At 49.0% G+C, this 11,720-nt stretch carries 12 protein-coding genes and 1 pseudogene; 3 read left to right on the top strand and 10 right to left on the bottom strand.

What is annotated here, in order from left to right; genetic code table 11:
- Both AC3DOM_RS10300 and AC3DOM_RS10295 read left to right on the top strand, forming a co-directional pair.
- Positions 1–248: pseudogene (locus tag AC3DOM_RS10300) on the top strand (hypothetical protein); the annotation flags it as partial.
- 24 nt (positions 249–272) lie between these two features.
- The gene (locus AC3DOM_RS10295; RefSeq protein WP_487918961.1) at positions 273–1,970 is read left to right on the top strand and encodes a multiheme c-type cytochrome; all 1,698 of its coding nucleotides are present in this window, start codon (positions 273–275) and stop codon (positions 1,968–1,970) included.
- 196 nt (positions 1,971–2,166) lie between these two features.
- Here the strand turns inward: AC3DOM_RS10295 and AC3DOM_RS10290 are convergent, their stop codons facing one another.
- The 10 genes from AC3DOM_RS10290 to AC3DOM_RS10245 form a co-directional block, all read right to left on the bottom strand.
- A complete protein-coding gene (locus AC3DOM_RS10290; RefSeq protein WP_487918960.1) occupies positions 2,167–2,532 on the bottom strand; it encodes a response regulator in 366 nt (121 codons plus the stop codon).
- Position 2,533: 1 nt separating this feature from the next.
- Entirely contained in the window at positions 2,534–4,480 is a 1,947-nt protein-coding gene (locus AC3DOM_RS10285) for a molybdopterin biosynthesis protein (protein WP_487918959.1), read from the bottom strand.
- Between the two features lie 73 nt (positions 4,481–4,553).
- A complete protein-coding gene (locus AC3DOM_RS10280) occupies positions 4,554–4,880 on the bottom strand; it encodes a TfoX/Sxy family protein (protein ID WP_487918958.1) in 327 nt (108 codons plus the stop codon).
- Positions 4,881–4,972: 92 nt separating this feature from the next.
- Positions 4,973–5,407: a type II toxin-antitoxin system VapC family toxin gene (locus tag AC3DOM_RS10275; RefSeq protein WP_487918957.1), complete on the bottom strand. Its 435-nt coding sequence runs from the start codon at positions 5,405–5,407 to the stop codon at positions 4,973–4,975.
- Complete coding sequence (locus AC3DOM_RS10270; protein ID WP_487918956.1) at positions 5,404–5,646, bottom strand: hypothetical protein; 243 nt, start codon at positions 5,644–5,646, stop codon at positions 5,404–5,406. The genes AC3DOM_RS10275 and AC3DOM_RS10270 overlap by 4 nt, the downstream gene beginning before the upstream one ends.
- Before the next feature lie 137 nt (positions 5,647–5,783).
- Positions 5,784–7,064, bottom strand: coding sequence for a molybdopterin molybdotransferase MoeA (locus AC3DOM_RS10265; RefSeq protein WP_487918955.1), 1,281 nt, complete (start codon positions 7,062–7,064; stop codon positions 5,784–5,786).
- 1 nt (position 7,065) lies between these two features.
- Positions 7,066–7,944 carry a prenyltransferase gene (locus AC3DOM_RS10260; RefSeq protein WP_487918954.1) on the bottom strand — a complete coding sequence of 293 codons (879 nt, stop codon included), beginning with the start codon at positions 7,942–7,944 and terminating at the stop codon, positions 7,066–7,068.
- A 16-nt stretch (positions 7,945–7,960) separates the two neighbouring features.
- The gene (locus AC3DOM_RS10255) at positions 7,961–8,434 is read right to left on the bottom strand and encodes a DinB family protein (protein ID WP_487918953.1); all 474 of its coding nucleotides are present in this window, start codon (positions 8,432–8,434) and stop codon (positions 7,961–7,963) included.
- Positions 8,435–8,545: 111 nt separating this feature from the next.
- A complete protein-coding gene (locus tag AC3DOM_RS10250) occupies positions 8,546–9,310 on the bottom strand; it encodes an SDR family oxidoreductase (RefSeq protein WP_487918952.1) in 765 nt (254 codons plus the stop codon).
- Positions 9,311–9,351: 41 nt separating this feature from the next.
- A complete protein-coding gene (locus tag AC3DOM_RS10245) occupies positions 9,352–10,317 on the bottom strand; it encodes a proline dehydrogenase family protein (protein ID WP_487918951.1) in 966 nt (321 codons plus the stop codon).
- A 234-nt stretch (positions 10,318–10,551) separates the two neighbouring features.
- On the opposite strand from AC3DOM_RS10245, the gene AC3DOM_RS10240 reads away from it, so the two are divergent.
- The coding region (locus tag AC3DOM_RS10240; protein WP_487918950.1) for a hypothetical protein at positions 10,552–11,720 on the top strand (1,169 nt) is incomplete at its 3' end.

Raw genomic sequence — 11,720 nt, 5'->3', positions numbered from 1 at the left:
CAGAAAAACCGCATATTGTCTTATCAGAAAGTTATTGGGATGCTAAACGCAATATTGCTTCAACACGTCATTTTATCGTCGATGCAAAAACAACGGCTCTTTCGCAGCAATCCGAAAACATTATGGCCTATACGAAGAAGGAATACAAAGATCTTCTAGAAATGGAGGGTTTTCAGAAGGTCAAATTTCATCGCTCTTTTGGCGATGCGCTGGACGAAGATTTCTTCGTCATCACAACTATCAAATAAAAATATCCCGGAGGAACACTACCAATGAAGATAAACCACTTGTATTTAACATTTTTACTCGCAATCATCCTGGGATTAAGCGCCTGCGGACCAGATTCGGTACCTGGCAATGTTCCTACTCAGGCACCTACAAAACCCCCGCAAGTTATTTCACCTACCCCGCCGACAGAAACACTTGATCACCTAAAAGATATGTTTATTTCGGCTGATAACTGTGCAGCCTGCCACAATAACCTGATTGACGAGGCTGGCAAGGACGTCTCGTATGCTAAACAATGGCAGGCTGGTATTATGGCGCATACTGTTCACGACCCGTATTATCGCGCTACTGTAAGCTCTGAAATAGATACTCACCCTGAATTGCAAGGTGTGATCGAAGATAAATGTGCCACCTGCCATTTGCCGATGGCCCACTTTGCCACACAAGCGGCTGGTGGAAAAACAACCATGTTTGGAGTGGATGGTTTCCTGGCCCCAGAAAATTCACTTCACGATATGGCCATGGAAGGTGTTTCCTGTACTGCCTGTCATCAACTTGCGCCAGAGACCTACACTCAGAATGACCCAACCAGCGGTCATATGCTTTTCGACACAGAAAGCCCGAAAGGCAAACGTCCTCTTTACGGTCCTTATTCGGTGGATGAAATCCAGGCAAAAATAATGAGCGCTGCTTCCGGCTTCCTGCCCATCCAAAGCGACCATCTCGCTATTTCAAAAATGTGCGCAACCTGCCACACGCTATATACAAACTATCTTACGGTGGATGGCTCCCTGAGCGAAACACTTTTCCCCGAGCAAACGCCCTATCTTGAATGGGAAAATTCAAGCTTTGCAGACAACACCTCCTGCCAGGATTGTCATATGCCCACTGCCGAAGGTGGTGTAATACTATCCATCACTGGCGGAGAGGCTCGCAGTCCTTTCCGCCAGCACGGTTTTGCAGGGGGCAATGTCTATATGCTACGCATCCTTCAAAAGATGAGTGAAACGACTGATATTAGATCTACAGCAGAAGAAATTGAATCTCCAGTTCGAGAAACCTTGGATATGCTCCAAAGTAAGACTGCTGATTTGAGCATAGATTCAATTGAGATCATTGATTCATCTCTGGCGTTTAGCGTTGCAGTCACGACCGAGGTTGGGCACAAATTCCCCAGCGGATATCCCTCCCGTCGTGCCTGGTTACATGTCACGGTAATCGATCCCAGCGGAGAAATCGTTTTCGAATCAGGAGCTGTGAGCGAGAATGGAGAAATCACTCATAATGATAATGACAGCGACCCGACATTGTTCGAGCCACATTATCTGGAAATTACCGAATCAGATCAAGTCCAGATCTATGAAAGCATCCTGCAAGGCGATAGCGGTGAGGTGACTACAGGTCTGCTCTATGCAGCCAAATACATTAAAGATAATCGTCTGCTCCCCAGTGGGTTCGAGATTGCCAGCGCTTCGGCAGACATCGCCGTCCATGGGCAAGCAGCAAAGGATGAAGATTTTCTAGGTGGAGGTGATATAACCAAATATATCGTCGCCGTTGACCCGGCAAAGGGTCCATTCACGATCACGGCTGAGCTACTTTATCAATCCATTGGCTATCGTTGGGCACAGAATCTAACTTCCTACGACACTGCCGAAACCGATGAATTTCTCGGCTACTACGATGCTGTGCCAAACTTACCAACTGAGATTGCTAAAGAAGAAATCATCACGCCGCAATAAGCGAATAATAAGTTTAGGGCTTTCGCAATAAGAAGCGTTTTTTAGCATCGAAGGGGATTACAAATCCCCGTGATTATGAGAAGTCGCTGGATTAAAAATCCAGCCAGAGCCAAAAAACATATGTCCTATGGTTAAGAAAACAAAAAACCTAAAGATTAAAATTCTTTAGGTTTTTCATTGAATTAATCAGGAGAAACTACATAACGCCGGCTTTCTTTAATCCATCTTCCAATTGCTCGATTGATGCAGGTTTAACGATCAGTGCCAGTGCCCCACCATCAAGAGCGCGTTGTTTTGTTTCCGGCTGATCATCTGAGGTAATAAAAATCACTGGAACAGCCATCAGGCGTGGCTCACGGCGGATATATCCCAACATCTCTATCCCATCCACCCCGGGCATATTCACATCCAGCAAAACAATATCAGGCACGATTGTATTTAACAAACTCATCGCCTGACTTGAACCGTAAGCAGCGCGGCCATCTACCCCCAACATCATCAGCATTGCCACCAGGGCATCAGCCGTATTTCGATTATCATCAATTACAAGGGCCTGTGTCATATTAATTTCTCCGAGAAAGTTTTCCCATTAAATTGGTATTATAACCGGGCATAGCTTCTACCGCAATTTGAAAATCCTGATCATGCAAAACTTCCAGCAGTGGGGCAAGCAAAGGATCATGAAAATAAATTGTAGGGATGATCAACTCATAACGTTCCTGATACAGGGGCAAGAAGTCCAGATTAAGTGCTTGCGCCGCAGCAGCAATTCCCAGGCCACAATCTGCTCGTCCCGAAGCAACTGCTGCCGCCACACCCAGGTGGGTAAATTCTTCCTGATTGTAGCGCAGGATTTGCGCAGAGGCTATCCCCAATAGGTTCAAATGATAATCGAGGAGGACACGCGTCCCCGCACCTCGCTGCCGGTTTACAAAAGCAACATCTGCTCGAGTGAGATCGCCTAGATCTTTGATATTTTTCGGATTCTTTCTCTGGACAAGTAAGCCTTGCTCCCGATTAACCAGCATCACCTGTTCGACAGGTGTATCCGGCAAATACTTTTGGATATACGCAGTATTATATTCGCCGGTTTCAGGATCAAGAAGATGCGACCCTGCGAGGTGTGCCTCCCCGCGCTTCAACGCGACCAGGCCTCCCAGCGAGCCGACATTGGCCGAAACCAGACGTCGACCGCGTTCGGCGAGATATTGGGCCAATAAATCCAGCGTCATATCATGCGAACCGATACAGAAGATCGTCCGCTCCAATTCGGCGCGAGAGCGATACAGATGAATTTCGACTGTCTCACCCGATTCCGCGCCCTGTGTACCGCGTGGCATGATTGCCAATCCATCCGCACGAACAAGGGATGAGATCACGCCTGCACCTCTGTTGAGGGGAGCGGCCAGCATCCGCTCGCCGACACGCCCAACAGCCATGCGGATATAGTCGTCGTCTCCACCGGGAGAGGTTGTTTTCCGCGTCAATTCTGCTTTAACGGTAGCAAGCTCTGTCGGCGTACGTCCCAGCCACCTGGCGATCATCGGCTCGACAAATATTTCTCCTGTCAACGCAGCCGAGACAGGGTATCCCGGCATGCCTATGATGGGTTTTTCATTCACCATTCCAATGATCACCGGATGTCCCGGACGGACGGCAACGCCATGGACTAGCAGAGTCCCGAGTTTCTCGACCACGCCCGCAGAGAAATCTTCCGCACCAGCGGATGAACCTGCGTTGAGCAAAATCAGATCATGCCCGCGGGAGGCTTCAACGACGCGCTCGGCAATGAGATCAAAATCGTCTATTGTGATGGGGTAGCGTGTCGCTTCACCGCCCCAGCTTTTTATCTGCGCCGCAAGGACAAGGGAATTATATTCGAGAATATCCCCGCGTTTAAGTTCGCTGCCGATCTCGACCAACTCTGTGCCTGTGGGCAAAATGGCGACCCGCGGTTTGAGCGAAACGGCAATTTCAACATGCCCAGACGCGGCAATCGCCCCCAGATCAACGGGACGCAGGATATGCCCGGCGGGCAAGACAAGCTGCGTGGCGACAATATCTTCGCCAAGCGGGCGGACATGTTTCCAGGGTGTGACCGCTGCGCGGATACGAATGGTCTGCGGATCACGGATGGCAGGGGTGATTTCGCCATCTGCATCAAGGGCTTCGGTCTCTTCGATCATGATGACGGAGTTGAAGCCGTCCGGCAATGGATCGCCGGTATCGACGTATTCCGCCTGCGGGCCAATCTCCAACGTGAGCGGTGCGGTCAAGGATGCGCCAGCCGTCTCATTTGCGCGGACAGCGAATCCGTCCATTGCCGAGGCGTGATAATGGGGCGAGGAAATTTTTGCCCAAATTGGCTCTGCGAGCACACGCCCAAGAGCGTTTTCGTCGAGGGGAATATTTTCAGCCCCCAGCACACGCCAGAGATCGGCGTCCTGGAGCGCTGATCGCAGCGCGGCTTGGGCTTTATCTAGCGGGATATCGTGGAGGTATACGGACATAGTTTTATAGAAAGTAGAAAGGAGAGAATTGAACGTAGATTTTTCTTCTTATCTTGATTAAGTAGAGTTTGCCTTATTTTTTCGCCTTTTTCGACACAGCAATTGCTTCCTGCGTCCAGGCCAGTAACTCAGTGTCGTTTTCCAATACCTGTTCTGGGATCTGATAATAAGGCATTCTGGCATGTTTCTGCGCACCGGTTTCTTCGAATTTTCCGCGATTGCTCTCATCTGCCTTGAGATGAATAACACCCTCTGAAGTTATCAGGGAAAACATCGTGCCGTCTTCGAATACGCCATAACCACCGAACATTTTTTTGTGGGTGATTTCACCTAAAGGAAAAATCCTTCCAGTAAATTCTTCGACGGCCAATGTTGAGGGTTTGTTATCTTTTGCGGTCATTTAATCTCCAATTTGATTGCTCAATTTACGCTAGAATAATTTCCACCATTTCGCCCGCACTCAAGCCTGTCGCATCGGGCGGGGATGGCAAACTAAAAATCCAAATCCCCAATCCACACCGCCCAATCAATAGATCTTGCTAAATGAACGTCGGCGGTGATTAAGGGGAGGTCTAATTTTTGCGCCAAAACAGCATAAGCGGCATCATAAGCGCTCAATTTTTTCACACTTGCTAAAAGCAAGCTGTCTTCAATTAAATCAGATGTTGGAGTCGTTTTCAGGATAAGTTTATTCAGGTCAATAAGATCGGCTTGTGCGTCTTCAAGTGGACGATTAAAGCGGCGCGTATATTTGAGCAAAATATTGGCACATTCTATGTAAAACAAATCTGGTACGTAAAATTCAGAAGCTATTTCTTCAGTTAGTTGGATAAAGAATCGATGTACTTTATCCGAAAATTCTTCATTAACAAAAAGTTTAATACCTACACTGGCATCTACCACCCAGCGAAGATTATCCTCGCTCATCTAGAGCGATCGTCTCGCAGTAATTCAAGGGATGTGGGCGCATCTTCAGCAACCTGAAAACGTCTGTTTTTGATAGCGTATAAAGTTTGCTTTTGTTTTTCACGGCGTTTTTCTTCTTCGGCCGCCTGATTGAGCATGGAGATTACTTGCGCAGTTAAGGAACGGTTAGATTTTTGTGCCAAGCTTTGAATATATTGATATAACTCATCGGGAACACTCCGAACGTGTAAAGTGCTCATTTCTTCTCCTCAATATTTATATCGTCCCGCAGGTTCTTGCACAATACACTCTTATCTTATAGCCAACCTGCGGGACGTTCTGCTAAGGATAATCAATCAAAAGAATACCATATCTGGTTGCAGATTGCAACACAACTTTATATCAAAATCACATCCACGATCTCGCCCACACTCAAGCCCGTCGCGTCAGGTGGGATCTTGAGCAGCCCATCGGCGGCAACGAGGGTAAAGATCAGGTTGGATTTGCCAAAGATGGGTTCGGCGAGGTATTTTCCCTCACCCCCGGCCCCTCTCCCGCCGACGGGAGAGGGGATTAATTTAATAGATATCCAATCCTCCCGCCCGGCTGATGATGACAGATTGACGGTCAGCTTTGCCGAAACACTCGGGCGCAATTCGGTGGTGCTCTGTCCCAACAAACGTCGAATTAGCGGCGCGACAAATACAGTTCCGTTGACCAACGCACTGACGGGGTTTCCCGGCAGACCGATCACCGCCTTGCCATTGCAAACGCCCAAAATGGTCGGTTTTCCCGGGCGGGTATTCACGCCATGCACCAGCACGCCCGGCTCGCCCAATTCGTCTATCGCCGCAGCGGTCATATCGCGGGCGCTGGCCGATGATCCCGCCGTGATGAGGACCATCTCGCATTCGTCTAATGCTCGCGAAATCGCGCTTTTCATCGCATCCAAACTATCCGCGACGATGCCGTAGATGACCGCTTCGCCCCCAGATTTCGAGACCAACGATGCCAATGTATAGGAATTAATATCCCGAACCTGCCCCGGCTGGGGACGTTTTTCCGGAGGCACAACTTCATCCCCACTGGAGATGATCCCGATTTTTGGAGGATGCACCACCTCGACTTGTGTAAATCCGAGGGCCATTAATCCACCCACTTCAGCAGGGCGGATCAGACTCCCTTTGGTTTTGATCAGGGCATCTTTGGCAACATCCTCGCCGATGAGAATGACGTTTTCCCCATCTGCGACGGCTCGCAGAATTTCAATTTCTTCATCTGGACGGGATGACCCCGCCCCTACTGTTTGGGTATATTCGAGCATCACGACCGCATCCGCGCCGGGTGGCAGCATGCCTCCAGTGTGGATGATCGCTGTTTGGGTGGCCTGGATTTCCAGATCGGGGATAGCGCCCATTGGGCATTCACCGATCAAGGTCAGATAAGCGGGAAGAGAGTCGGATGCGCCAAAAGTATCAGCGGCCTTGACAGCAAATCCATCCACGGTGGAACGCTCAAATTCCGGTAAAGCGTGTGGGGCGCGCAGATCGGTTGCAGTGATTCTGCCCAATGCTGATGCCGTATCAATCGTTTCGGTAGCAGGTTGGGGATCGGGGAGGTTCCGGAGAAGTTTATCCAGCGATTCATCTGGAGGAAGAAGGTTTAAAAATTCAGGCATTTTAGCGAATCCAAAAGGTGATCGTCAGAATATAGGCGGTCAATCCCAGGACCGTACTGGCGAGGGCGATCAGAAATTTCCAGTTGGGACTGGCACCAAGGGCTACCTGTTGCATCCAGTATATTTGGAAGAGGGCAAAAGGCATCACAAGAAAAACCGGCCAGATCACAGCCCAGGGAAAGCCGATCAGTGGCATGGCGGCGAAGAGTAAATAAGCCGACAGGATCAGGAAATGATGTAAGGGGACGGCACGTTCCCAACCAATCCGCATCAGCAGGGTACGACGTTCGTATTTAGTGTCTTCTGCGAAGGAAGGAAAGTTGAGTATGAGAAAAAATGCCAGGGTCAGGGCTGTGAGCGGAAAGGCGACCGCACCGAGCAAGCGATGAATTTCGCCAGTTTGCAATGTGAAACCAAAGGCTGGAATCAACGCAGCCAGGAGGATGGCGAGAGTCAGCTCGCCGAAACCGTTGGTGATAAATCTCAGGGGTGGCAGGGCATAGGCGAAAGAGGCAAGCAAAATTAACGTGGCGAAAAAGATTGCAGTCGGTGCAAGACCATTCTGAAAAAGAAAGACCGTCAGCAGTGCAACTGCCCCCAAAGACACCACAACAATCTGAAAAGCTGCCGCGCGCAGCCAATTGCGCTCAACAATGGTTTCTTTTTCAATAAGCGGCTCATTGTAGGGACGGAAATATACCGCCAACAGGTTCATTGCCAGCAGGAGCAGAATTACCCAGCCAAATCCCAGCCCAAAAATAAGCAGATTTTCGGCAAGGCCCAGATAGCGTGCAATCCCTATGCCAAGGAAATATGAGACAGAAGCAAGGGCGAGAAGGAGTGGTTGAGAGAAGGAAAGGAGATTTTTTATTCGGGTCATAATTTATCGAGGAAGCTCAGTTATTGCTCTTACGGATATCGCGGTAGTGAATTTGATTATGCCGATAGACCAATTTGATCATCTCGGCTATTCTGGTTTCTTTGAGAAAGGGGTGTCGGCCTTCTTTTTCAAGATCGGCTATATCCAGCGTTTCCACCCAAGCGGCCATTTTCGCACGGACATCCTGAAATTGCACCAGCAATTCCTGCGGCGAAAGGGCCTCCGTTTTCTCCTGCTGGCGAGCATTGTAGCGATCCACATCAAAATCCTCGGCCACACCTTCTTCGCCATCTACAATTTTGGGAAAGAGTTTAAGAAATGCCCTTTCGGAGGTCACAAAATGAGAAAGTACATTGCGGACAGTCCATTCGCTGCCCTCAGTATAGACTGTTTGCGCCCATGCAGCATCATCAAGGCCGGTAAAAAAAGCGGTCATCTTTTCGCCTTCACTTCTTAAGCGTTTTGCGAGAAATGCTGGGGTATCGGGCATACGTATCTCCTAAACATAAAACTTTTTACCACAAAGGCACAGAGTTCACAAAGAAATCCTTTGTGGACACAGAGAAAAACTTTGTGCTCCTTTGTGTCTTTGTGGTGGAATCTAAACTAACGAGTATCCACCATCCACCGTGATCGTCTGCCCTGTAATATACTCGTTTTTAAGTAGAAATTCGAGCGCAGCACCAAGCTCATCCATACGAGGCTCTCGTCTAAGTGGCAAACGCTCGACAAGGCGATTCCACTCCTGCTCGGGGAATCCTTCGGCGGGCAGAGCAAGTCCCGGCGCAATCGCATTAACACGGATGGAGGGGGCAAAGCTACGCGCAAGAACTTTGGTAAGAGACTCGAGGGCGGCCTTGCTGACCGTATATGCGGGATATCCTGACCAGGCTTTTTCCGCGCCAATATCAGTAACGTTGACGATCAGGCCGCCCGCATCACCCATCCGACGAGCGGCTTGCTGGGCCAGAATGAAGGGAGCGCGCAGGTTGAGCGCCATCGTCCCATCCCAATCAGTGACCGTTAATGTTCGGGCATCGCCACGCTGCATCCTGGCCGCCGAGTTAACAAGTACGCGCAGAGGGTGAGGCGATTCGTCCACCGCAGCGAACAAACCCTGGGTGGAGTTTGCATCCGTCAAATTGGCCTGTGCCAAAATGACTGGCACTCCCAGAGAACGCAATTCGATGGCGGTTGATTCTGCTGCATCCACAGATTGATGATAATGCAGCAAAATGGCATATCCCTGACGGGCGAGGGTCAGCGCAAAAACACGTCCCAAACGGTGGGCTGCGCCAGTGACAAGAGCGAGGGGAATTTTATCGTTATTCATATTAAAATTAAGGATGCGAAGTTTCCTTCGCATCCTAGTTTACCACCCCTCGGTGGAGGGGTAACCATGTAAAGTTATTTCTTAAGGAAATTTGAGATAAAAAACCACAAATTTGCGGGACGCTCAGCCAGTCGGCGCATAAAATAAGGGTACCACTCGGTACCAAAGGGGATATAAATTCGCACCTGATAGCCTTCGGTAGCGAGCTGCTCCTGAAGGTCTCTGCGGATACCATGGAGCATCTGGAACTCAAATGCTCCCTTTGGCAGGTTGATCTTTTGGGCATATTGTCTTGCAAATTCGATCCGTTTTTCATCCTGCGTTGCGATGGCAGGGATGGGCGGAATCCGTCCATCTTTGCTCACTTTAGGCGAGCCTGCTGCAAGAGCACCATCCATCAGGATCTTGGTCAGCAAATCAAAATTGGCATCTACATCCGCTTTTTTCGGATACGCCTTATCCGGGGGTTCCTTATAGGCACCCTTGATCAAGCGAAACCTCGTGCCTGTTTCCAGCATTTTTCGGGTATCTTCCTCGGCCCGATAGAGATAAGACTGGACTGCCATGCCTACAATTTTTGTTGAAAATCCCGCTTCAAGCATCCGATTGTAGGCGTCAATAGTTAAATCAGTATAGGGCGTATCTTCAATATCGATCCGGACAAAATTCTTGTATTCCTTTGCCCGTTCAAGGATCCGCTGCAAATTTTGGCGGCAGATGGATGAATCCAGTCCCATCCCGATCTGCGTCAATTTGATCGACACACCTGCCCGGACATCAGCCTCTTCGATAGCATCCAAAATTCCAAGGATTTCATCTGCCGATCGTGCAGCTTCTTCGGCTGTAGCGGTATGCTCCCCCAGGTGATCCAATGTAGCATTAATGCCTTTTGCATTAAGTTCCCGCACGACTTTGATCGCGCTTTCAGTACTCTCTCCCGCAATAAACCGGGAAGCCACGTTCCAGGCGAAAGACCAACCTGTGACAATCTGTTTTGCCCACCCTGCTTGCGACAAATAAATCAGAAAAGAACGGAGCATTATTTCTCCTTATGATATAGATTTAGGGCCCTTTCGTCGCAATGATTTTAGCATATCTGAGGGAGGGGGGCGTGTTATACTCTGCGGGTGACATAAGTCACTAATTTCTACCCAATTTATGCCATGCAAAAATAATTGTATAATTTAGCAAAAGCCAAGAATACAGAGTTTCCAAGAAAATAGTATCGCTTTTTATAAAAATTATGACCATCGAAATATATACCCGGAGGTTCCGTGAGAACCCGTAATCCATCCTTTCTCATTCTTCGTATTATCTCCCTGATTTTTATCGTTGCCGCAGTGGTTGTGACCATGTTCCAACTGGTTAACTACAGCCGAGAGCGGAATAACTATCCCGCCGGAATGACCATTGGCGGTGTCTCTGTGGGAGGGGTCAATGCCCAGATCGCATCTGAACGCGTCCTCCAGGTTTACTCACAACCTGTCGAAATTCAATATGCAGGTGAAATTATCCATATCTACCCAACAGTGATCGGTTTTAGCGTAGATATCGAAAGTATGCTTGCCGCGGCAGATCTTGCACGAACCACATCATCTTTCTGGGGTGGATTTTGGGGTAGCCTCTGGAATCGTCCGCGGCCCGCATCTGCGATCCCCCTCCGTGCCTCGCTGATCGATGAACAGTTGCTTGCCTATCTAGAAACCGAAGTTGCGGCCCGTTATGACCAACCCGCTACCGCTGCCCAACCGATAGCAGGCAGTGTCAATTTTGAAGTGGGGCAACCTGGTCAGGAACTCAATATCGGACGCGCCCTAACTCTCATCGAAGACGCTTTGCGATCTCCTACCAATCGAGTAGTAACTCTCTCCTATGAGCAGACCGCACCAACTCGCCCAACAATAAAAAATCTTGAAATATTATTAAAACAAATCATCAACCTTTCAGGGTTTGATGGCGTAATTGGCCTCTATCTCGCTAATATGCAAAACGCACAGGAAATCCATTTTGGTCTCGATAATGGTGCTGAGCTATCTGTCACCCCCGACATTCCATTTACTGCATCCAGCACGATCAAGATACCGATCATGATCTCCAATATTATCCATCACGGCACTCCCAATGAAAAGACAGATGGCTTTATGAAAGACGTTTTCCAGCAATCAGATAATGCTGCCGCTGATATCCTGATGACTCAAATCGACGCTTTCCAGGGACCACTGATCGTCACAGAGGATATGCAGGCCCTTGGGCTGGAAAATACCTTCATGGCTGGTTTCTTTTGTAATCCGGCAAACCCCTGTCCGCTTCTGAGACGATACACTACCCCCGCCAATCAGCGCACAGATGTTTTCACAAATCCCGATGACTATAATCAGACCACAATATCTGATATAGGAATGCTTCTGACAGATATTTATCAATGTTCAGAATCAGGCGGCGG

The organism is Candidatus Desulfolinea nitratireducens, from assembly GCF_982879505.1.
Note: the sequence above shows the minus strand (reverse complement) of the source record. Positions and strands in the feature narration are given on the sequence as shown.